This window comes from Micromonospora lutea (assembly GCF_016863535.1).
GTDB classification, from domain to species: domain Bacteria; phylum Actinomycetota; class Actinomycetes; order Mycobacteriales; family Micromonosporaceae; genus Micromonospora; species Micromonospora lutea.
On the sequence record NZ_BOPB01000003.1, the window covers coordinates 36,635 to 57,644 of the forward strand.

A 21,010-nucleotide genomic window follows, 5' to 3' on the forward strand; every position below is an offset into this window, starting at 1 on the left:
ACGGCGACGACGTGAGGTGCAACAAGTGCAGAAGCCGGACGGACTTCCCGCCGAGATCGACCTCTCCCGGCCCAGCGCGGCACGGGTCTACGACTACTTTCTCGGCGGTGCCCACAACTTCGACATCGACCGGCAACTGGCCGAGCAGATCGCGGCCATGACGCCGAACCTGCCGGCGACCATGCGGGCCGGGCGGGAGTTCCTCCGCCGGGCCATGCGTACCCTGCTCGACGCCGGCATCGACCAGTTCCTGGACATCGGCTCCGGCATCCCGACGGTCGGCAACGTGCACGAGGTCGCCCAGGCCGCGAACCCGAAGGCGCGGGTGGTCTACGTCGACATCGACCCGGTGGCGGTGGCACACAGCCGGGAGCTGCTCGCCGGCAACGAGCTGACCGGTGTCATCCACGCCGACCTGCGGGACCCGGAGCGGATCCTGTCCGAGGCCCGCGCGCTGGACCTGCTCGACTTCGGCCGACCGCTGGGTGTGCTGCTCGCCGGGGTGGTGCACTTCCTCCCGGACACCGACCGGCCCGGTGACGTCCTGGCCACCCTGCGCGCGGCTGCCGCCCCCGGCAGCTACCTGGTGATCTCGCACTCGACCTTCGAGGATCAGCCGCAGGAGATGCTGGACGCGCAACGGTTGTCGGCGCGTACCGCTACCGAGATAACGCTCCGCTCGCGGGCCGAGGTCACCGGATTCTTCGGTGACTGGACCATTGTGGAGCCCGGGGTCGTGCACATGGAGCTGTGGCGTCCCGACTCGGCGTCCGAGGCGGCTGCCGACGGGCCGCGCTTCGGCGCCTTCGGTGGTGTCGCCCGGAATGACCGACCCGCCAGCTGATCGGGGGGTCGCCGTGGGTGTCTCCGGCGGGAGCACCGTCGACCCGGCGGGCGTCCAGCGGTACGCCGCCGACTGGGCGCGGGCCGTGCACCGGCTCGGTTTCGTGCCGCTGAGCGCGGCGGAGACCGAGGAACTGCTGCTCCGGCACACCGTCCGGTTGGCGGAGGCGCTGCTCTGCGCCGAGTCGCCGGCAGCGGCAGCCGAGGAGGTCGGGCGCGCCCTGGTCGACGCGCACCTCACCGATCCGGGCGTGATCGAGTGGTCGATCCGTACGCTCAGTGGGCGATTTCGCACCGAGGTGCTCGCCAGCGCGGGCGGGCGGCCGGGGCTCGACGAGCGGATCGCGACGGTGCAGGGCGCGCTCGCGGCCAGTTTCGCGCGTGCATTGCGCCAGCGGACCTTCGTCCAGCAGGAGGGCATTGCCCGCGCCATGTGGCAGGCGCGTGATGACGCCGAGCACGCGCTGCGCGACAGCGAGGCCCGGTTCCGGGCGGTCTTCGACGGTGCCGCCATCGGCATCGGTATCGCCGGGGTCGACGGGACGATCATCGACGTCAACCACGCCTTCGCCGACATGCTCGGCTACTCGGTCGACGAACTGCGGCAGATCAACGTGGCCGCACTGTTCCACGCCGACGACGCGGCCGGCATGTGGGAGCTGTACCAGGAACTGATCGAGGGCAAGCACGAGGCGGCCCGGGTCGAGAAGCGCTACTACCGCAAGGACGGCAGCACCGTCTGGACGGATCTGGCCGTCTCCCTGATCCGCCACGACGACGGTCGACCCCGGTTCACCGTGGCCGTGGTCGAGGACATCACCGAACGGTACGAACTCCAGCAGCGGTTGCGCTTCCAGGCGCTGCATGATCCGCTCACCGGCCTGCCGAACCGGACACTGTTCTTCGACTCGCTGTCCGGCCTGGTGGAACTGCCCGGCGAGGCGGCCCGGGTCGGTGTCTGCTTCCTCGACCTGGACGGTTTCAAGGCGATCAACGACAGCCTCGGGCACGCCCTCGGCGACCGGCTGCTCGTGATGATCGCCCGACGGCTGGCCGACTGCGTGGCCGAACAGGGCTACCTGGTCGCCCGGATGGGCGGCGACGAGTTCGTCATCCTGGTCGACGGGGTCACCGCCATCGAGGACGTGATCGCCGTGGCCGAGTCGGCCCTGGCCGCCGTCTCCACCCCGGTGTGCGTCGGCGACCAGCAGCTCGTGGTCTCGGCGAGCATCGGCATCGTCGACTCGGCGGTAGCCGGCACCAGCGTCGTGGAGTTGATGAAGGCGGCCGACGCCACGCTCTACTGGGCTAAGGCGGAGGGCCGTGACCGGTGGGCGGTCTACGACCCCGAACGCAGCGCCCGGGACATCGCCCGGTCAGCGCTGGCCGCCGGGCTGCCGGTGGCCCTGGATCGGGGCGAGTTCGTGCTGCACTATCAGCCGATCGTGTCCCTGCTCGACGGCCGCATGCTGGCCGTCGAGGCGCTGGTCCGCTGGCAGCATCCGCAACTGGGACTGATCGGTCCGGACCAGTTCATCGGGCTCGCCGAGGAGACCGGCCTGATCGTCCGGCTCGGTGAGTGGGTGCTGCGGCAGGCCTGCGATGACGCCCAGCGATGGCACGCCGATTTTCCGGACGCCAGGCTGGTGGTGAGCGTCAATCTGGCCGCCCGTCAGGCCGACCGACCGGCGATCGTGGACACCGTGGCCGATGCGCTGGCCAGCACCGGACTTCCGGCGGCCCTGCTGCAACTGGAGCTGACCGAGAGCGCGGTGATGGGGTCCGCGGGGGAGCCGCTACGGACGCTGCACCGGCTCGCCGCGCTCGGGGTGCGGTTGGCCGTGGACGACTTCGGTACCGGGTACTCGAACCTGGCGTATCTGCGCCGGCTGCCGATCACGTGCCTGAAGCTGGCGGGTCCGTTCGTCGAGGGGATCCGGGGCACCGAGTCGGCCGACGCCGACCACCGCGACGAACGCATCGTCGACGCGCTGGTCCGGCTGGCCCACGCGTTGGAACTGTGGGTCACCGCGGAGGCGGTGGAGACCGAGACACAGGCGGAACGGTTGCGGGCGTTACGCTGCGACTCCGCGCAGGGGCGCCTGTTCGGTCCGCCCGGTCCGGCCGAGGCGGTGGCGGCCCGGTTGCGTGGCGACGAACTGTGACGATCAGGGCGTGACGCGGCCGACGGGGAATGTGGCGAGCGGGTGGGGAGTCGACGTGGGGCTGACGGAAACCGGAGCGGTGGTGTCGGTCATCGCCGCGCTGGCCATTCTGGCCGGGCTGGCCGGGGTGGTGCTGCCCGGGCTGCCGGCGCTGCCGTTGTGCTGGGGTGGCGTACTGGTGTGGGCCCTGTTCGGTGACGCCGGAGCCGGCCGCTGGCTGGTGCTCGCCGCCGCGACGCTGGTCGCCCTCGGCGGCATCGTCGTCAAGTACGCCTGGCCCGGCCGCAACCTCAAACGGGCCGGGGTGCCTACCACCTCGCTGCTGGCCGGTGCGGTGCTCGGTCTGGTCGGCTTCTTCGTCATCCCGGTCGTCGGCCTGGTCATCGGTTTCGTCGGTGGCGTCTTCGCGGCGGAGCGGCTGCGGCTGGGTGACACCCGGCTGGCCTGGCCGGCGACGAAACGTGCCGTCGGCGCGGCCGGGCTGTCGATGCTGATCGAGTTTCTCTCCGGGGTGGTGATCGGCGCGCTCTGGGTGGCCGGTCTGGTGCTGACCTGACGTGACACCGAGCGGCGCGGGGCAAAGCGAGGGTACGGCTCGACGCCGTGCCCGAGAGAGAGGTGACGTGTCCCCGCGCCGCCACGGTGCCGGGCCGTTCCGAGGGCCCGGGTCGGCCCGTCGCGATCGGGCCTGGTCACAAGCCCAAGGATGGGGTACGCAGACGCGTCCGGCAACGCAATTGCGCTCCCGCCGCAGCGGACGCCGCTCAGCTACCGTCGAGCAGATCTACCCGCCCGCTGCCGGAGCAGATCGGGGCCCGGCTCGACGCCAGAGGAGTGACCGCCTAACGCACAGGTTCCAGGACGAGGACTGGGATCTGGCGGCTGGTCTTACGCTCGTAGTCGGCGAAGATCGGATACGCGGCCTTATGCGCGCTCCAGATCCGTTCCCGCTCGTCCCCGGTGACCACCCGGGCGAGGACCTCGACCGTGTCGGTGCCGACCTCAACCCGCGCCCCGGGGTGAGCGAGCAGGTTGTGGTACCAGTCGGGATTGGTGGGTGCCCCTGCCTTGGAGGCGAACACGGCGTAGCCACCATCCACCTTTTGGTACATCACCGGGTTCACCCGAGGCTGGCCGCTCTTGGCGCCGATCGTGTGCAACAGCAGCAGCGGCTCACCCGCGAAATGGCCGCCCACCTGTCCGCCGTTGGCGCGGAACTCGGCGATGACCTTGTCGTTCCAGTCGCTCATGACATCCCTCCAACCGGGCAAGTACCGGCTCCCTGAAACAACATGGGGTGGGGCTCGTGGTCAGCCTACCGGGCCGATTGGCACCTCGCGGGTCCGAGCAGGACGGCGACCGAGGGGTATGGGCGGAGCGGCCGATTGACGGTGATCGGTTGCGGCCGGTAGACCTTGGTGATGGAGACGCGTGGATGAGAAGGCCCCCGCTCACGCTGGAACAACTGCGGGTCGCCGTCGCCGAGGGCGAGATCGACACGGTGGCGTTGGCGCTGGTCGACATGCAGGGCCGGTTGCAGGGCAAGCGGTTCCACGCCCCGTACTTCCTCGACCAGGTGGTCGCCCACGGCAGTGAGGGATGCAACTACCTGCTGGCCGTCGACGTCGACATGAACACCGTCGACGGGTACGCGATGTCGAGCTGGGAACGCGGTTACGGCGACCTCGTGATGAAGCCCGACTTCGACACGCTGCGTCGGGTGCCGTGGCAGCCCGGCACCGCCATGCTCCTGGCTGATCTGGAGTGGCCCGATGGCAGCGGTCCGGTGGTCGCCTCACCCCGGCAGATCCTGCGCGGTCAGCTGGATCGCCTGGCCGCGCACGGGCTGACCGCGTACGCCGGCACGGAGTTGGAGTTCGTGCTGTTCCGCGACTCGTACGAGCAGGCGTGGCGGCGTGGCTACCGGGATCTGACCTCGGCCAATCAGTACAACGTGGACTATTCGCTGCTCGGTACCGCCCGGGTGGAGCCGCTGCTGCGCCGCATCCGCAACGAGATGGCCGGCGCGGGGCTGGTCCCGGAAAGTGCGAAAGGGGAGTGCAACCTCGGCCAGCACGAGATCGCCTTCCGCTACGACGAGGCGGTGGCCTGCGCCGACCACCATGTGATCTACAAGAACGGGGCGAAGGAGATCGCCGCCCAGGAGGGCATGTCGATCACTTTCATGGCCAAGCCGAACGAGCGGGAGGGTAACTCCTGCCACATCCACTTCTCGCTGCGCGACGACGCGGGTGGCTCGGCGATGCTGGGCGACGGCCCGGCGCGGCTGAGCGTCACCGGGCAGCGGGTGCTCGCCGGGCTGCTCGCCACGATGCGGGAGCTGAGCCTGCTCTTCGCGCCGAACATCAACTCGTACAAGCGATACCAGCCGGGCTCGTTCGCGCCGACCGCACTGAGGTGGGGCGCCGACAACCGCACCTGCGCGCTGCGGGTGGTGGGTCACGGTCAGGGGATGCGGGTGGAGAACCGGGTGCCGGGTGCCGACGTCAACCCGTACCTGGCGATCGCTGCCCTGGTGGCGGGTGCGGTGCACGGCATCGAGAACGGGTTGGAACTGGCTGAGGAGTGCACCGGCAACGCGTACGACGACGCGTCGGCCGAACGCGTTCCCGGCACCCTCCGCGACGCCCTCACCCTCTGGGAGTCCTCCGAGGTCGCCAATGCCGCCTTCGGCGGCGAGGTGGTAGCCCACTACGCCAACATGGCCCGGGTCGAGCTGGCCGCCTTCGACGCCGCCGTCACCGACTGGGAACTAACCCGTGGCTTCGAACGCCTCTAACCCTCCCCGCCCCCCAGGCCCCCGCGATCATGCAGTTGTGGCACCTGAAAAGCGAAGAACGTCAGCGTTTGTCAGGTGCCACAACTGCATGATCGACGCGGAGTGGGTGGGGTGGGGACGCGGAGTGGGTGGGTGAGGTGCGGGATCCGGCTACGGGTGGGGTGGGGTGAGGGTGGGTGGGTGAGGTGCGGGATCCGGCTACGGGTGGGGTGTTGTGCGAGGTGCGGGACAGCTCCGTCGGGGACGTCGATGCGGCGGTGGAGCGGGCGTCGCGGGCGTACGAGCGGTGGCGGGGGGTCAGCGCGGGGGAGCGGGGGCGGTTGCTGCGGCGCTTCGCGACGATGGTCGACGAGCACCTGGAGGAGTTGGCCGGGCTGGAGGTGTCCAACGCCGGCCACACCATCGGCAACGCCCGCTGGGAGGCGGGCAACGTCCGGGACGTGCTCGACTACTACGCAGGTGCGCCGGAGCGACTCACCGGGCAGCAGATCCCGGTGCCGGGCGGGTTGGACGTCACTTTCCACGAACCGCTCGGTGTGGTCGGGGTGATCGTGCCGTGGAACTTCCCCATGCCCATCGCCGCCTGGGGCTTCGCTCCCGCGCTCGCTGCCGGCAACACGGTGGTGCTCAAACCCGCCGAGCTGACTCCGTTGACCGCGCTGCGGCTGGCCGAGTTGGCCGATCAGGCGGGCCTGCCCGAAGGCGTGTTCACCGTGCTGCCCGGACGCGGCGAGGTGGTGGGTGACCGCTTCGTCAGCCACCCTGCCGTACGCAAGATCTGCTTCACCGGCTCCACCGAGGTCGGCACCCGGATCATGGCGGGTTGCGCGACGCAGGTGAAGCGGCTGACCCTGGAGTTGGGGGGCAAGTCGGCGAACCTGGTCTTCGCCGACGCGGACCTGGAGCGGGCCGCCGCCAGTGCGCCGTACGCCGTCTTCGACAACGCCGGCCAGGACTGCTGCGCCCGGTCCCGGCTGCTGGTACAGCGCAGCGTGTACGACCGCTTCCTCGAACTGCTCGAACCGGCGGTGCGCGCCTTCCGGGTGGGTGACCCGGCCGCCGAGAGCACCGAGATGGGACCGCTGATCTCGGCCGGGCAGCGGGACCGGGTCGCCGGGTACGTCGAGGGAGCACGGGTGGCGTTCACCGGCTCGCGGCCCGACGGCACCGGCTACTGGTACGCCCCGACCGTGCTGCTCGCCGACTCACCCGCCGACCGGCACTGGCGGGAGGAGATCTTCGGTCCGGTCGTCTCGGTGCTCCCGTTCGACGACGAGGCGGACGCCGTCCGGTTGGCCAACGACACCGAGTACGGTCTCTCCGGCTCGATCTGGACCCGCGACGTGGGCCGGGCGCTGCGGGTGGCCCGGGCGGTGGAGTCCGGCAACCTCAGCGTCAACTCCCACTCCTCGGTGCGGTACTGGACGCCGTTCGGCGGGATGAAGCGCTCCGGTCTCGGTCGGGAACTGGGGCCGGACGCCCTGCACGCGTTCACCGACGTCAAGAACGTCTTTGTCAGCACCGAGGAGTGAGCATGCAGGGACGGTTGCGGGATCGGGTGGCCGTGGTGACCGGGGCGGCCAGCGGTATCGGACTGGCCACCGTGCGGCGGTTCGCCGCCGAGGGTGCCCAGGTGGTCTGCGTCGACGTCGACACCGGGGCCGGCCAGCGGGCGGCCGACGAGGTGGGCGGGAGCTTCGTCGCGGCCGACGTCGCCGACGAAACGGCGGTACGCGACCTCTATGACGGGGTGGTCGAGCGGTACGGGCGGGTGGACGTGGCGTTCAACAACGCCGGCATCTCGCCGCCGGAGGACGACTCCATCCTGGAGACCGGGCTGGACGCCTGGGAACGGGTGCTGCGGGTCAACACCACGAGCGTCTACCTCTGCTGCAAGCACGTCATCCCGCACATGCGCAGGCAGGGCCGGGGCTCGATCATCAACACCGCCTCGTTCGTGGCGTTGATGGGCGCGGCGACGTCCCAGATCGCGTACACCGCGAGCAAGGGCGGGGTGCTGGCACTCACCCGGGAACTGGGCGTGCAGTTCGCCCGGGACGGCATCCGGGTCAACGCCCTCTGCCCCGGACCGGTGGCCACGCCGCTGCTGCGTGAGCTGTTCGCGGCCGATCCGGAGCGCGCCGCCCGCCGGCTGGTGCACGTGCCGATGGGGCGGTTCGGTGAACCGACCGAGATCGCCGCAGCGGTGGCCTTCCTGGCCAGCGACGACGCCTCGTTCATGACCGCCGCGCAGTTCGTGGTCGACGGTGGGATCACCGGCGCGTACGTCACCCCGTTGTGATCCCTCTTACACCGAGCGTGAGCGACCTGGACCGATCGCGCGGCCATCGGTGCTCACCGGGAGCGGAACAGCGTCCGGAGGGTCGTGAGTGTTACGTCGCCGACCCGTCTGGGTAGAAGGCGGGTCAGGGCACTTGGTGATCGGGCGCAGTGCGGAAACGGCCGGGAGGCTGCATGAACTCGGCCCAGAGGGGCGTGGACGGAAGTCAGCCGCTGGCAGCGGAAGACGGAACGTCCCGGCTGCTCGCGGCAGCATTCACGGGCGGCGGTGAGATGGGCGCGCTGATCCGCGACCGTGACTGGTCGACCAGTCCGCTCGGCCCCCCGGACCGCTGGCCCGCCACGTTGGGCAACGCCATCAGCACGATGCTCGCCTCCAAGGCGCAGATCGCCATGTTCTGGGGGGAGGATCTGCGCGCCTTCTACAACGACGCCTACCGGCCGACCATCGGCGACAAACATCCCACCCTGCTGGGCGAACCCGCCCGGGAACACTGGGCGGAGACCTGGAACGTGCTGGGGCCGCTGCTGACCGGCGTACTGCGCGAAGGTGAGTCGTACCAGGCCCGGGACCATCACTTCCTGCTCAACCGGCACGGCTTCGTGGAGGATGTCTACTTCGACGTCTCGTATGATCCGATCCGCGACGTCGACGGGGCGATCAGCGGGGTGCTCTGCATCTGTAGCGAGACCACCGGGCGGGTCCTCAGCGAGCGTCGGCTACGCGCGCTGGCCGAGCTCGGCTCGGAACTCGCCGATCCGGCCGGCGGCGAGGAACTCGGCGCGGTCGCGGCGGCGGTGCTTGACCGGCATCGGGCCGACGTGCCGTTCGGGCTGCTCTACCTGCGGGACAGCGAAGGACGTCTGCGACTGGCCGGGGTCAGCGGTGCCGGTACCGTACCGGTCGATCCGTCCGACCGGCTGATGGACCTGGCCGCGACCGGTGACGGCGCGGTGGTGGCCACCGCCGACCTGCTCGGCCGGGTCCCGGCCGATGCCGCCGACGAGGCGGTGGTGCTGCCGATCAACGCGACCAACGACCTGGCCGGGGTGCTGGTGCTGGGCGCGGGCCGACGCCTGCCGCTCACCGACGACTACCGCACGTTCTTCGAGCTGGTCGCCGCGCAGATCTCCCGCGCGGTCGGCAAGCAGCGGGCGTACGAGCAGGAACGGGCCCGGGCCGCCGAGCTGGCTGCCCTGGACCTGGCCAAGACCAACTTCTTCGCCAACGTGAGTCACGAGTTCCGCACGCCGTTGACCCTGGTGCTGGGTCCGTTGGAGGAGCTGCTCGCCGACCCCGAGCTCAGTGGGGACCACACGCAGCGGCTGGCCGTGATGCACCGCAACGCCCTGCGGCTGCTGAAGCTGGTCAACACGGTGCTCGATTTCTCCCGGCTGGAGTCCGGGCGGCTGGTGGCACACTACGAGCCCCACCGATCTGGCCGACTACACCTCCCGGGTGGCCAGCACGTTCCGCTCCGCCAGCGAGCGCGCCGGGCTGCGGCTGGTGGTGGACTGTCCGCCGTTGTCGGAGCCGGTCTTCGTCGACCCGGACATGTGGGAGAAGGTCGTCCTCAATCTGGTCTCCAACGCCCTGAAGTTCACTTTCGAAGGCGAGATCAGCATCCGGATCCGGGAGGTCGACGGCGTCGTCCGCCTGGAGGTCTCCGACACCGGTGTGGGCATCGACGCGCGCGAGCTGCCGCACGTGTTCGAGCGGTTCCGCCGGGTGCCGGGAGTACGCTCCCGCAGCCACGAGGGCACCGGGATCGGTCTGGCGCTGGTGCGGGAACTGGTCGAGATGCACGGCGGACGGGTCAGTGCCACGAGCCAGGTCGACGTCGGCAGCACCTTCGTGGTCACCATCCCGTTCGGTGCCGAGCACCTGCCGGCGGAACGGGTCGCCGACGCCGACCACACCCGGCGCGAGCCACGGCAGGCCCCGCTCTTTGTCGCCGAGACCGCGCAGTGGACGGGCGGGGCGGCCGCGTCCCACCCGGCGTCGGTCGACGTCTCGGCCGGGTCGGATTCCGACGCCTCGGCGCCCCGGCCCCTCACCGCGTCCGCCGGCCACGTGCTGGTTGTCGACGACAATCCCGATCTGCGCGAACACGTCGCCCAGTTGCTCGTGCCCACCTGGGAGGTGAGTACCGCCGCCGACGGGTTGGAGGCGATGCGGCTCGCCACCGAAGAGCCCTTCGACCTGGTGCTGACCGATGTGATGATGCCGCGCCTGGACGGCTTCGGTCTGGTCGCCGCGCTGCGCGCGGACCCGCGTACCCGGTACATGCCGATCGTGCTGCTCTCCGCCCGTGCCGGTTCGGCGGAGGAGGTGGCCGGATTGTCGGTGGGTGCCGACGACTACCTCACCAAGCCCTTCTCGGGGCAGGAGCTGATCGCCCGGGTCCGCGCCAACATGGCTCTTGGTCAGTTGCGTAACCAGATCATCCGGCGGCTGCGGGCGCTCGCGGACGCGGCGGTCGCGGTCAACACGGCCCGTTCCACCGCCGACGTGCTCCAGGTCGCCGCCCGCCACGCGTTGAGTCTCGCCGAGGCTGTCCGGGTGGTGGTCTCCGCGGGTGAAGCACGCTACGAGGCCGACGCCGGTGGAGCCAGCAGCGCCGAGCCCTCCTTCGTCCTGCCGTTGACCGGCGTGGCCGACCAGCAGCTCGGTGAGCTGCGGGTGTGGCATCCGGCCGCCGAGAACGCCGACGCCGACGAGGCCGCACTGACCGAGCTGGCCCGCCTGGTCGGGGTGCGGTTGGAAAACGCCCAGCTCTACGAGGCCGAGCACCGCATCGCCACCACCCTTCAGCACAGCCTGCTGCCCCGCACCCTGCCCCAGTTGCCCGGAGCCGTGGTGGCCAGCCGCTACCTGCCGGGCAGCGCGGATGTCGAGGTGGGCGGCGACTGGTACGACGTGGTGGCCCGGGATGACGACGAACTGGTGCTGGTCATCGGCGACGTGGTCGGCAAGGGAGTGCCAGCGGCAGCGGCCATGGGCCAGCTGCGTAACGCGCTGCGCGCGTACGTGCTGGAGGGCTTCGACCCCGGCGAGTCGCTGACCCGGTTGAACCGGTTGGTGGGGTCCACCGAGTCGCGTTCGTTCGCGACGGTCTTCTGCCTGTGGTTCAGTCCTCGGCTGGGCCGGCTGCGTTACGCCAGCGCCGGGCACCCGTCGCCGCTGGTGATCCGGGAAGACGACGTGGCGTTCCTGCACGATCGGGCGCTCGGACCGCCGGTCGGTGCCATCGCGGGCACCGAGTACGAGACCGTCTCCGGCGAGCTGCGGGCCGGTGATCGACTGCTGCTCTACACCGACGGCCTGATCGAGGACCGGCAGATCGGCATCGACGACTCGCTGGCCCTGCTGCGCGCCGACGCGACCCGGTCGGGTGAGCACGTGGCCGACCTGGTCGAGGCGGTGGTGGCGCGGGTCGCCGGCCGGCCGCGACGCGACGACGTCGCGGTACTGGCTCTGGAGGCGGTCGAACTCGACCGGTTCGAGCTACGGCTGCCCGCTGACCCGACCAAGCTGAGCGTGCTGCGCAAGCGGTTGGAGGACTTCCTCGTCGCACACCGGGTGAGCGACACCGACCTGTTCGATCTGACCGTCGCGGTCTCCGAGGCGGCGGCGAACGCGATCGAGCACCCGGTCGACCCGGTGGAACCGGTGGTCGACGTCGAGGTGCGGGTGGAGGACCGCACGGTGGTGGCGACGGTGAGCGACAGCGGGCGGTGGCGGGAATCGACCGGATCGAGCTTCCGGGGGCGCGGACTGTCGCTGATCCGGGCACTGGGCGATCTCTCGGTCGAGCACACCCCGCAGGGGACCCGGGTCGTCCTGCGCCGGGAGTTGAGCGCATAGTCGAGCGCCGGTCGGGCGGATCACGCCGGCCGGCGGCAGGGACAGATTCGGATCAAGCTGGATGCAGCCAGGGTTGACTGCTCAGGCCGGCGATCTCCAGCACCCGACTGACCTGCCGGGACGGCAGTACCGTCAACGCGTGCGGATAGTGGCCGGCGAGCCGGACCAGCGCGTGAATGGCTGCCGAGTCGAAGAAGGTGACCGCGCGCAGGTCGAGTGTCACCTGGGAGGCCGGCTCCCGCAGTGCGGTCTGGAGCATGGTGTCGGCGGTCGCCATGTCCACCTCGCCGGTTACCACCACGCTTAAGTGATCACCATCGGTTTCCGCGCTGGCGGAGAAGATGGGAGGTGCGCCCCCTTGATCCACGCAGACACCTTGACACAGTGCCTCTGGTGGGGCAACAACCATCGTGACGGACGGTGCTGGGGGTCTCCGGCCGGGCGGCGATAGGCTTGCGTCATGACCGTCCGTGCGCCGCTGACCCCCGGCACGCTCTCTCCGTGGCGGCCGGTACCCGCCCACATCACCCGACCGGAGTACGTCGGTAAGAAGGCTCCCCGACCCTGGCAGGGGTCGCACGTGCAGACACCGGAAACCATCGAGAAGATGCGTCTGGCGGGGCGGATCGCCGCCCAGGCGGTGCAGTTGGCGGGGGAGCACTGCAAGCCCGGCGTGACCACCGACGAGATCGACCGGGTGGTGCACGACTTCCTCATCGACCACGGGGCCTACCCGTCGACCCTGGGTTACCGGGGCTTCCCGAAGTCCTGCTGCACCAGCCTGAACGAGGTGATCTGCCACGGCATCCCCGACTCGACCGCGCTGGTCGACGGCGACATCATCAACGTCGACGTCACCGCGTACATCGGTGGGGTGCACGGCGACACGGACGCCACCTTCTGCGTCGGTGAGGTCAGCGAGGAGAACCGGCTGCTGGTCGAGCGGACCCATGAGGCGATGATGCGGGGGATCCGGGCGGTTGCCCCGGGACGGCAGATCAACGTGATCGGCCGGGTCATCGAGTCGTACGCGAAGCGTTTCGGCTACGGCGTGGTACGCGATTTCACCGGCCATGGCATCGGGGAGTCCTTCCACAGCGGGCTCTACGTGCCGCACTACGACAGCCCGCGCCCCACCGACGTGATGGAGCCGGGAATGACCTTCACCATCGAGCCGATGATCACGCTCGGCACCCATCAGTACGACCTCTGGGAGGACGGCTGGACGGTGGTCACCAAGGACCGGAAGTGGACTGCCCAGTTCGAGCACACCGTCCTGGTGACCGAGGACGGCCACGAGATCCTGACGCTGCCGTGACCGAGACCCCGGCGGCGCTGCGCGAGCACCACCACGCGGACATCTCCGGCGGCTGGCTGCGTCCGGCCGTGTTCGGCGCGATGGACGGCCTGGTCACCAACATCGCCCTGATCGCCGGGGTCGGCGGCGGTGGCGTCTCACCCCGCAACATCGTGCTCACCGGCACCGCCGGCCTGGTCGCCGGTGCCATCTCCATGGCACTCGGCGAGTACACCAGCGTCCGGTCGGCGAACGAGCAACTCGCCGCCGAGGTGGCCAAGGAACGCCGCGAGCTGGAGCGTCACCCGGAGGCCGAGGCCCGGGAACTGGCCCAGATGATGACTGCCCGGGGACTGCCGGAGCATCTTGCCACCCAGGTGGCCGAGGCACTGCGGGACAATCCGGAGCAGGCGCTGCGGGTGCACGTCATGGAGGAGTTGGGCGTCAACCCGGACGAGCAGCCCAACCCGTGGACGGCGGCGCTGTCGTCGTTCCTCTGCTTCTCCGTCGGTGCGCTGGTGCCGCTGCTGCCGTACCTGTTCGGAGCGACCAGCCTGACGCTGGCCCTGGTGGTCGGTGGGCTCGGGCTCTTCGCCGCGGGTGCGATCGTCTCGCGCTTCACCAAGCGCCGGTGGTGGACCAACGGGCTGCGTCAGCTGCTGCTCGGTGCCGCCGCGGCGGCGGCGACCTACCTGGTCGGGATGCTGATCGGCGGGTAGCCCGACCGGGTCACCCGTCGAGCAGATCGTCGACGGTGCCGTCGACGGGGCGGCCACGCGCGGTCAGCTCCGCCGACTGGCCGGCCAGCACGGTACCCACCTCGGTCATGTCCGCCCCGGCGAGCCCGGTCCGCCGGACCGCGTCGCCCCGGTCCCGGAAGTAGGTGCGGCTGAGCAGGCCGCTCACCGTCGCCGCGGCGAGCCGGGCCTCGCCGAGCATCAGCAGGGCCTGGTCCGTCTCGTACCACTCGGCCAGCCGGGCGGCCCGCGCGTGCGCCGCGCTGCCCCGGTACCAGGCCGTCCGGGCGGCGGTGGTGAACTCGGCCGGGCGGGCCCGCGCCAGCCGGCCGAGGTGCTCGTCGCGCAGCGTGGGCAGCCACCCGGTCGGGTCGTGCAGGGCCCGCGTGGTCACGTAACGGTCGGCGGTCAGCGGCCACCGGCTGGTCAGTTGCCGGGCCTGGCGCAGGCGTTCCTCGGCGGCGACGACGGTCAGGTCGACCAGTACGCCATCCACCCGGCGGGTCGCCGCTGGCGGTCCGGTGCCGGGCCGGTAGGTGGCCACCAGCAACCCGACCTCACCGACGCCACCGCCATCGTCGTCGCCGTGGGCCAACGGACCGTGCACCGCGACCGCGAGCACATCGGCCGGGAACCGCCGCCGGATGGCCGCGGCGACCCGCTCGGCAACGTCCCACCGGGGATCGTCCCGGTGTTCCTGGACACCGTCCACGCCGATCACCCCGCGATCGCGCCAGCCACCCCGTCGCCGACAGCGACGTCCCGGTCACCGCACACCCTAACGCCTGGGTCGGGAATCTCGGTCGAGCCGAGGCGGGTCGACCCTAGGTCGCGCTGCCGGGCATCTCCCACCCGTTCTGGGCTGGCTCAGTGCGGCTGGTCGGACCCGGCCGGCTCGCCGGTGACGCGGCTGTCGTCGGGCACCAGGCGGAAGATCCGGATCTCCCGGCCGCCGGCCCGCTCCACGTACGTTTCGTAGGCCGGCCACTCGTCGACCAGCAGCCGCCACAGTCGGTCGCGTTCGGCGCCGGTGGCCACCTCGGCGCGTACCGGGATCCGGCGACCCTTGACGTCCACCTCGGCCCTCGGTTCGGCGAGCAGGTTCAGCGACCACGCCGGCTGGTGGGTTTGGCCCCAGTTCGATCCGATCACCACGTAGCCGTTCCCGTCGGGCACGTAGAGCAGCGGGTTACTGCGCGGGCGACCCGACTTGCGGCCGGTTGTGGTGATCACCAGGGACGGTACGAGCCCGAGGGCGACCACCCTGCCCCGGGTCAGTCGACCGACGGCGCGGTCGACGGGTACCAGCAGCCGGATGGTGGCGCCGAACCAGCGGTGCCGACCGACCCGGCGGGTGACGCTTCCCAGAACGGACATTCGCCCAGTCTGCCGTCGCCGACCGAGCCGCGACAGTGGCCGATCAGCCGCAGCTGGCTGCGGCCGACCCGGGCCGATCAGCCGCAGCTGGCTGCGGCCGACCCGGGTTGATCAGCCGCAGCTGCGGCCGAACCGGGCCGATCAGCCGCTGCTGCGGCCACTGCGGGCTGGTCGGCGGTGCGTGCGGTCAGTCCAGGCGGCGTTCCACCGGTAGCCGCGACCGGGTGAACAGCGCCGCGCCGACCATCGCCACCAGTGGTACCGCGACCAGCACACCGAGGGTGAGCCAGGGCATCACCAGCGGGTAGGGCGGTTCGATCGGCCAGCGGTCGGCGTAACGCTGGTTGGTGAAGACCAGCACGATCACTGCCGAGGCAAGTCCGGCGACGATGCCCAGTGTGGAGCCGAGCACCGCGATCAGGCCGGCCTGGCAGAGCGACAGGAGGCGGCGTACGCCGGGGCCCGCACCGACCGCGGCGAGTGTGGACAGGTCGGTCCGTCCCTCGGCGGCGGCCAGGCCGGTGGCGATGCCGGCGGCGCCGACGGTGACGACCGCGGAGACCCCCGCCAGCAACAGCAGCAGCGGCTGGGTGTCGTCGTAATCCCGGTTCCACTCCACACCGATCCCTGCGGGATGAAGCGGGCGTAGTGCGGCGGCGAAGTCGTCCTGCTGCTCTCGGTCCGGCGGCTGGTGGGCGTCCAACGCCCAACCGATCTGCCGGATCTCGAGCCCGAGCCGGTCGGCGGCGGCGGGGGAGAGCAGCAGCCACTGTTCACCGAGCCCGGTGTGCAGCGCGTGTCCGGACACCGTGGTGGTGTCCGGCTGCCGAGTCTCGTCACCGTGTTCGACCAGCAGATCCAGCTGGTTGTCATGGAGGAAACGGGCATCGGTGACCACGGCACCACCCGAACGCAGGGTGGCGGTGGCGGCTGCGACCTCGGCCGGCGCGACCCCGGTGAGCAGGCGCAGCGTGGTGCCGTCGTCCACGGCGACCCGCAGGTACGGGTCGGGGACACCGTCGTCGACCTGCTGGCAGCGGGGGTCGGCGCGGGCTCGCAGTTGGTCGGCCTCGCTGAGCGGCTCGTACGGCTGCCAGGGGCAGGCCCGCTCGGGCGGCATGATCGCGGTGATCGTGCAGGTGTGGAAGTCGGGTGGACAACCGGCGGTCAGCAGCGGGGCGATCGTGTCGGTGCCGAGCACCGTTCGCGCCGGGCCGCTCAACTCGTCGAGGGTGAGCCGGTCCTCCGACGCGGGATCGTCGCCGGCGGTGACCAGCACGGTGTGTTCCGGGAGCAACGCCCGACGTTGCTGATCGGTGCGAACGTCGTCGCTGGCCAGGAAGAGACCGAGGGCGACACTGCCGGCGACCGCCGCCATCACCGCGGAGATGGCCGGCGCGGCCGACGCACGGTTACGACTGGCGTCACGTACCGCGATCCGGGGTGCCAGTGGGAGGAAGCGACCGAGCCGGGCCAGCAGTCCCACCAGCGTCGGGGTGGCGAACACCAGCCCGAGTTCGCCCAGGACCAGCCCGGCGAGGATGACCGACTGTGAGGTGACGACCGCACCGATCGCGGCCACGACGGTCCCACCGGCGGCCAGCGCGATACCGAGGGTGAGCCACCGGCGTCGGTGTGCCGGCGGGGTGCGCCGTCCGGAGAGCCCGGCGACCACGTCCTGCCGGGCGGCCGTCCACGCCGGCGCCAGCGCGGCCAGGACCCCGGCCAGCACCGCGACCAGCGCGATCACGACCAGCGCCGTGGGCCAGACGCGGTAGCCGCCGAGCCGTTGCTGGAAGATGAACTGTTCGATCAGCGGCCGTCCGGCGAAGGCGGCGGCCACGCCGAGCGTTATTCCGGTCGCGGCACCGACACCGCCCAGCACCACGCCGTCGGCGAGCACCACTCGGCGCAGGTGGGCGGCATCGCCACCGGCGACCGCCACCAGGGCCAGGTCCCGCCGCCGCCGACGTACCCCGACGGCGAACGCCGGCCCGACCAGCAGCACCACTTCCAGCAGGCCGAGCCCGCCGATCAGTACGCCGGTGCCGACCTCCTCCATGGTCAGCCTGTCGACCGGCGGGTCGAGCTGCTGGAGCAGCGCCCCTGGTGGCGTGGGTGTCCGGGCGGCGACCACGACGCCGTTGTCGTTGAGCCGCCGGAGGGCGTCGGCGGTGAGCGGGCCCGGCAGGTCAACCAGGTAAACCTCGTCGGGGTTCGGCTCCGTAGGTGCCCCGACGGGGTGCAGGATGACCATCGGGGTCAGTTGTTCGGGAAGTTCAACCACGCCGACGACCGTCCAGCTGCGGGTGCTGTCCCCGCCGTCGATCCGGTCCCCGAGGTCGACACCGAGGCTGCGGCGGGCAGCCGGGTTCACCGCGATCTCGTCAGCGGTGGCCGGTGCCCGTCCCCGGTGGATCCGGGCGAGGCCGTGCCCGAGCGGGTCGGTCAGGTCGACCACGGTGGCCATGATGTCGTCGCGGATCCGGTCGCCCTGCCAGGCGTTGAACGGCACCCAGCGGCGCACCGACAGCAACCGGCTGCCCTCGGGCAGCAGCGAGGCGACGTGCTCCCGGGTGCCCGGTACGGCGAGCGGGTAGTCCGTACCGACGGAGATCCAGTTGCTGCCGTCGGCGTTCTGCTCGATCGGGCTGCGACCCACCACCCGCAGTTCCGCGTCGGCGCTGCCGAGCCGGCGCTCCAGTTGCTCGCTCGGGGTGAGTTGGGCCATGTCCATGCTCACCGCGACGAAGCTCAACGCCAGCACCGGCAGGATGATCATCGCCAGCACCAGGGCGGTACGCCCCCGGGCCCGCGTCGCCTCGCGCCGGGCGATGCGCAGTGCCGTCCGCCACGATCCGATCGTCTCGGCCAGCCGTGCGCCGCCGAGCAGCCGGGATTTTCCGTCGCTCACCGGCCGCTGCCGCTGAGCAGGGCCTCCACGCCGGCCAACGGGGCAGTCGAGTCGACCGCCACGCCGTCGCGCAGAAAAACCACCCGGTCCGCCCAGGCGGCGTGCCGTGCCTCATGGGTGACCAGCACACCGGCGGCCCCGGCGTCGACCCGTCGGCGCAGCAGTCGCAGCACCGCCTCCCCGGTCTGCGAGTCCAGAGCTCCGGTCGGCTCGTCGGCCAGCACCAGGCGCCGCTGCCCGACCAGCGCCCGCGCGATGGCGACGCGCTGCTGCTGACCACCGGAGAGCTGGTCCGGGAACCGGTCACCCAGTTCGGTCAGACCAACCTCGGTCAGCGCGTCGAGCGCCAACCGGCGCGCCGTGCGTACCCGGGAGCCGTCCAGTTCGAGGGGGAGGGCGACGTTCTCGACCGCGGTCAGGCTGCCGATGAGGTTCAGGTTCTGGAAGATGTACCCGATCCGGCGGCGGCGCAGCCGGGCCAGCCCACGCCGGTCCAGGGCGTGCAGCGGCTGCCCCTCGACGTGCACCTCACCGGCGGTCGGGCTGTCCAGCCCGCCGGCCAGGGTGAGCAGAGTCGACTTGCCGGAACCGGAGGGACCCATCACCGCGATCAGTTCGCCGGGACGCACGGCCAGGCTCACCCCGCGCAGGGCGTGGACCGCGGCCGGACCGCTGCCGTGCGTGCGATGCACATCACGGAGGTCCAGCACGATGTCGTCGGCCGGGCCGGCAGCGGATTCGGAGGTCGCGGGGGAGCAGGACGGGGTTCTCCGTTGGGGGGTCGCCGGCATCCGCCCGTCACCGGTGGTCACCGTCGTGCCTCCTCACCGCTGTGGCCCACCGCCTCGGAGAGCGGCGTTGGGCCGGCGGCCGGGGGGCGATGCCGCACCAGGCTGCTCTCGCAGTGGTCCAACCAGCGCACCTCGGCCTCGGCATGGAACACCATGGCGTCCAGGACCAGCCGCCACGGCAGGTCGTCCGGGTTGTCGCTGGAGTACTTCAACCGGGTCAGTTCCTGCAACGCGCGCATGGTGGCGGTCCGTTGCGTCTGCACCACCGAACGGACGTCCACACCGGGGGTGGTCAACGCGAGCGCCAGCTTGATCGCCAGCTCGTCCCGGGGGCGGTCGGTACGGCTGATCGGGGTGGCGAACCACAGGGCCAGGTCCGCCCGCCCGGCGTCGGTGATCTCGTACGGGCGCTGTCCGGACGCGCTCTCCGGCAGCGACCTCACCAGCCCGTCCCGTTCCAGCCGGGACAGCGTGGTGTAGACCTGCCCGATGTTCAGCGGCCAGGTAGAGCCGGTCGACTCCTCGAAGGCGGCTCTGAGCTGGTAGCCGTACATCTGCCCGCGTTCGAGCAGGGCGAGCAGCCCGTGACGGATGGACATGGGAACGGAGTATGCATACCTGGTATGCGGACCGCAACCGGAGTGGACGTGAGTTCGCCTACGGGCCGGTGCGCGAAGCCGGCTCGGCTCAGGCCGGGCGGCCCGGAAACGGCACGGTCAACGGGGTGCTGCCGGCGCTGCGCCGCCAGCGGGTCGCCCGCACCGCGTACTCCACCAGGGCGGCCAGGGCGCGGTCCCGGTCAGCGCCGGTGCTGACCGGCAGCGCCGCGCGCCAGAAGGCCGCTGTCCGCTCCTCCACCTGCACGGCGAGGCGCAGGGCGCTGGCCCGGTCGGTCACCGGGAAGGGCAGCGCGTATCCGGCCCGATCCGGCGGGACGGTGCCGCCGCCGGTGCTCAGCTGCATCACCAGGGCGTCCCGGCGGGCCCGGTGGGCAGCTTCCGCAGCCACCGCGGCCTTGCGTTCGGCGTCGCTGAGTCGTACCCCGATGGGGCCGTAGGCCCAGATCGCGGCGTATTCGGCAGTGAGGGCGTCGGCGAGCGCCGCAAAGGTTTCGCTCATGACGGCACTCCGCTTCGCTGCGTGCCGTCATGAGGCACCGCCGCACTGAGCCTGATGATTCGCTCGCAACGCTCGCTCATGACCGCACTCCGCTTCGCTGCGTGCCGTCATGAGGCATGGCGGCACTGAGCCTGATGATTCGCTCGCAACGCTCGCTCATCGCAGCGCCTCCAGGTGGGTGGCGCGTGCGGCGGCGACCGAGCCGAGCAGCGCGGCGCGCTCGGCCGGAGCTGCGGAGCAGGCCTGGATCGCCGACTCCCGGCCGGCGCGCTCGGACTGCCGCAGGGCGGCCAGTACGGCCGACTGATCGCCCGGAGGTGGACCGGACGGGGAGGCCGTCGGCGTGGCGGAGGCGGTCGTGACACCGGTCAGCCGGGCCAGCTCCGCGGCGTGCGCCTCGTGTGACTCGGCCAGCGGGACCAGCCGGGCGGCCAGGTCGGGATGGACGGTGGCGGCGGCTCGCAGACCGGCCGCCAGCCGCAGCGACTCGTCCAGCAGCGGCGCGAGCGGATCGGGCTGCGGAGGTTCTTCGTCGCGGTCGAACAGGCCACAACCGGTCAGCGGCGCGGCGGCTCCGCCGAGCGCCAGCAGCGCACCGGCCCGTAGTACCGCGCGTCGGGGAAGCTGGGACGATTCGTCCTGCCGATTCGTTCTGCCCATCGCCACCGGACAAGTCAACACCATCGCCGCGATCCGTGTCCGGCGGTGGCGTCGGTGCGCCGCCCGGGCTGTCGTACCGGCGGCGCGTTACGCTCTGCGCAGCCACCGGCGCGTCCGCACCGGTGGCGTGCCGGCATG

At 71.3% G+C, this 21,010-nt stretch carries 19 protein-coding genes and 1 pseudogene; 10 read left to right on the forward strand and 10 right to left on the reverse strand.

Annotation, left to right across the window (positions count from 1 at the left end):
- Positions 1-25 precede the first annotated feature (25 nt).
- From Vlu01_RS03940 to Vlu01_RS03950, 3 genes are read left to right on the forward strand one after another with little or no spacing between them, the layout of a single operon-like run.
- Positions 26-844, forward strand: coding sequence for an SAM-dependent methyltransferase (locus tag Vlu01_RS03940; RefSeq protein ID WP_203993839.1), 819 nt, complete (start codon positions 26-28; stop codon positions 842-844).
- Positions 825-3,008 carry a putative bifunctional diguanylate cyclase/phosphodiesterase gene (locus Vlu01_RS03945; RefSeq protein WP_203993842.1) on the forward strand — a complete coding sequence of 728 codons (2,184 nt, stop codon included), beginning with the start codon at positions 825-827 and terminating at the stop codon, positions 3,006-3,008. The genes Vlu01_RS03940 and Vlu01_RS03945 overlap by 20 nt, the downstream gene beginning before the upstream one ends.
- A gap of 55 nt (positions 3,009-3,063) precedes the next feature.
- A complete protein-coding gene (locus Vlu01_RS03950; RefSeq protein WP_203993845.1) occupies positions 3,064-3,564 on the forward strand; it encodes a DUF456 domain-containing protein in 501 nt (166 codons plus the stop codon).
- Between the two features lie 286 nt (positions 3,565-3,850).
- Here the strand turns inward: Vlu01_RS03950 and Vlu01_RS03955 are convergent, their stop codons facing one another.
- On the reverse strand, positions 3,851-4,258 hold the full coding sequence (locus Vlu01_RS03955) for a nitroreductase family deazaflavin-dependent oxidoreductase (protein WP_203993848.1): 408 nt from the start codon (positions 4,256-4,258) through the stop codon (positions 3,851-3,853).
- Positions 4,259-4,443: 185 nt separating this feature from the next.
- Here Vlu01_RS03955 and Vlu01_RS03960 point away from each other — a divergent pair, with 185 nt between their 5' ends.
- The 3 genes from Vlu01_RS03960 to Vlu01_RS03970 all read left to right on the forward strand — a co-directional run bounded on the left by Vlu01_RS03960 (position 4,444) and on the right by Vlu01_RS03970 (position 8,110).
- Positions 4,444-5,808: a glutamine synthetase family protein gene (locus tag Vlu01_RS03960; protein WP_203993851.1), complete on the forward strand. Its 1,365-nt coding sequence runs from the start codon at positions 4,444-4,446 to the stop codon at positions 5,806-5,808.
- Between the two features lie 176 nt (positions 5,809-5,984).
- On the forward strand, positions 5,985-7,340 hold the full coding sequence (locus tag Vlu01_RS03965; RefSeq protein WP_203993854.1) for an aldehyde dehydrogenase family protein: 1,356 nt from the start codon (positions 5,985-5,987) through the stop codon (positions 7,338-7,340).
- 2 nt (positions 7,341-7,342) lie between these two features.
- Complete coding sequence (locus Vlu01_RS03970) at positions 7,343-8,110, forward strand: 3-oxoacyl-ACP reductase (RefSeq protein WP_203993857.1); 768 nt, start codon at positions 7,343-7,345, stop codon at positions 8,108-8,110.
- 719 nt (positions 8,111-8,829) lie between these two features.
- Here Vlu01_RS03970 and Vlu01_RS27440 read toward each other — a convergent pair.
- A complete protein-coding gene (locus Vlu01_RS27440) occupies positions 8,830-9,348 on the reverse strand; it encodes a hypothetical protein (protein WP_239095681.1) in 519 nt (172 codons plus the stop codon).
- A gap of 24 nt (positions 9,349-9,372) precedes the next feature.
- Here Vlu01_RS27440 and Vlu01_RS27445 point away from each other — a divergent pair.
- A pseudogene (locus Vlu01_RS27445) lies at positions 9,373-9,456 on the forward strand (hypothetical protein); the annotation flags it as partial.
- Between the two features lie 112 nt (positions 9,457-9,568).
- Positions 9,569-11,977, forward strand: coding sequence for a SpoIIE family protein phosphatase (locus tag Vlu01_RS03975; protein ID WP_239095682.1), 2,409 nt, complete (start codon positions 9,569-9,571; stop codon positions 11,975-11,977).
- Between the two features lie 52 nt (positions 11,978-12,029).
- On the opposite strand, the gene Vlu01_RS03980 is transcribed toward Vlu01_RS03975, so the two are convergent.
- Positions 12,030-12,344 (reverse strand): STAS domain-containing protein, encoded by a 315-nt coding sequence (locus Vlu01_RS03980; protein ID WP_239095683.1) that lies wholly within the window; start codon positions 12,342-12,344, stop codon positions 12,030-12,032.
- 93 nt (positions 12,345-12,437) lie between these two features.
- On the opposite strand from Vlu01_RS03980, the gene map reads away from it, so the two are divergent.
- Together map and Vlu01_RS03990 are read left to right on the forward strand one after the other, a co-directional pair.
- On the forward strand, positions 12,438-13,295 hold the full coding sequence (gene map, locus Vlu01_RS03985) for a type I methionyl aminopeptidase (protein ID WP_203993862.1): 858 nt from the start codon (positions 12,438-12,440) through the stop codon (positions 13,293-13,295).
- The gene (locus tag Vlu01_RS03990) at positions 13,292-13,993 is read left to right on the forward strand and encodes a VIT1/CCC1 transporter family protein (RefSeq protein WP_203993865.1); all 702 of its coding nucleotides are present in this window, start codon (positions 13,292-13,294) and stop codon (positions 13,991-13,993) included. The genes map and Vlu01_RS03990 overlap by 4 nt, the downstream gene beginning before the upstream one ends.
- Before the next feature lie 10 nt (positions 13,994-14,003).
- Here the strand turns inward: Vlu01_RS03990 and Vlu01_RS03995 are convergent, their stop codons facing one another.
- From Vlu01_RS03995 to Vlu01_RS04025, 7 genes are all read right to left on the reverse strand, one after another.
- On the reverse strand, positions 14,004-14,723 hold the full coding sequence (locus Vlu01_RS03995; RefSeq protein WP_203993878.1) for a nucleotidyltransferase domain-containing protein: 720 nt from the start codon (positions 14,721-14,723) through the stop codon (positions 14,004-14,006).
- A 155-nt stretch (positions 14,724-14,878) separates the two neighbouring features.
- Complete coding sequence (locus tag Vlu01_RS04000; protein WP_203993881.1) at positions 14,879-15,388, reverse strand: nitroreductase family deazaflavin-dependent oxidoreductase; 510 nt, start codon at positions 15,386-15,388, stop codon at positions 14,879-14,881.
- 187 nt (positions 15,389-15,575) lie between these two features.
- The gene (locus Vlu01_RS04005) at positions 15,576-18,302 is read right to left on the reverse strand and encodes an ABC transporter permease (protein ID WP_239095684.1); all 2,727 of its coding nucleotides are present in this window, start codon (positions 18,300-18,302) and stop codon (positions 15,576-15,578) included.
- Positions 18,299-19,114: an ABC transporter ATP-binding protein gene (locus tag Vlu01_RS04010; protein WP_239095685.1), complete on the reverse strand. Its 816-nt coding sequence runs from the start codon at positions 19,112-19,114 to the stop codon at positions 18,299-18,301. The genes Vlu01_RS04005 and Vlu01_RS04010 overlap by 4 nt, the downstream gene beginning before the upstream one ends.
- Entirely contained in the window at positions 19,111-19,692 is a 582-nt protein-coding gene (locus Vlu01_RS04015; protein ID WP_203993884.1) for a PadR family transcriptional regulator, read from the reverse strand. Before Vlu01_RS04015 ends, Vlu01_RS04010 begins: the two co-directional genes overlap by 4 nt.
- 88 nt (positions 19,693-19,780) lie before the next feature.
- Positions 19,781-20,212, reverse strand: a complete 432-nt coding sequence (locus tag Vlu01_RS04020) for a ferritin-like domain-containing protein (protein ID WP_203993887.1) — start codon at positions 20,210-20,212, stop codon at positions 19,781-19,783.
- A 156-nt stretch (positions 20,213-20,368) separates the two neighbouring features.
- Entirely contained in the window at positions 20,369-20,872 is a 504-nt protein-coding gene (locus Vlu01_RS04025) for a hypothetical protein (RefSeq protein ID WP_203993890.1), read from the reverse strand.
- Positions 20,873-21,010: the final 138 nt, after the last annotated feature.

What these genes read in the sequence shown, in the direction of transcription:
- Vlu01_RS03945 (WP_203993842.1), top strand. Translation starts at nt 825, where the DNA reads ATGACCGACCCGCCAGCTGATCGGGGGGTCGCCGTGGGTGTCTCCGGC.
- Vlu01_RS04025 (WP_203993890.1), bottom strand. Translation starts at nt 20,872, where the DNA reads ATGGGCAGAACGAATCGGCAGGACGAATCGTCCCAGCTTCCCCGACGC.
- Vlu01_RS03955 (WP_203993848.1), bottom strand. Translation starts at nt 4,258, where the DNA reads ATGAGCGACTGGAACGACAAGGTCATCGCCGAGTTCCGCGCCAACGGC.
- map (WP_203993862.1), top strand. Translation starts at nt 12,438, where the DNA reads ATGACCGTCCGTGCGCCGCTGACCCCCGGCACGCTCTCTCCGTGGCGG.
- Vlu01_RS03970 (WP_203993857.1), top strand. Translation starts at nt 7,343, where the DNA reads ATGCAGGGACGGTTGCGGGATCGGGTGGCCGTGGTGACCGGGGCGGCC.
- Vlu01_RS04015 (WP_203993884.1), bottom strand. Translation starts at nt 19,692, where the DNA reads ATGTCCATCCGTCACGGGCTGCTCGCCCTGCTCGAACGCGGGCAGATG.
- Vlu01_RS04000 (WP_203993881.1), bottom strand. Translation starts at nt 15,388, where the DNA reads ATGTCCGTTCTGGGAAGCGTCACCCGCCGGGTCGGTCGGCACCGCTGG.
- Vlu01_RS04020 (WP_203993887.1), bottom strand. Translation starts at nt 20,212, where the DNA reads ATGAGCGAAACCTTTGCGGCGCTCGCCGACGCCCTCACTGCCGAATAC.
- Vlu01_RS03960 (WP_203993851.1), top strand. Translation starts at nt 4,444, where the DNA reads ATGAGAAGGCCCCCGCTCACGCTGGAACAACTGCGGGTCGCCGTCGCC.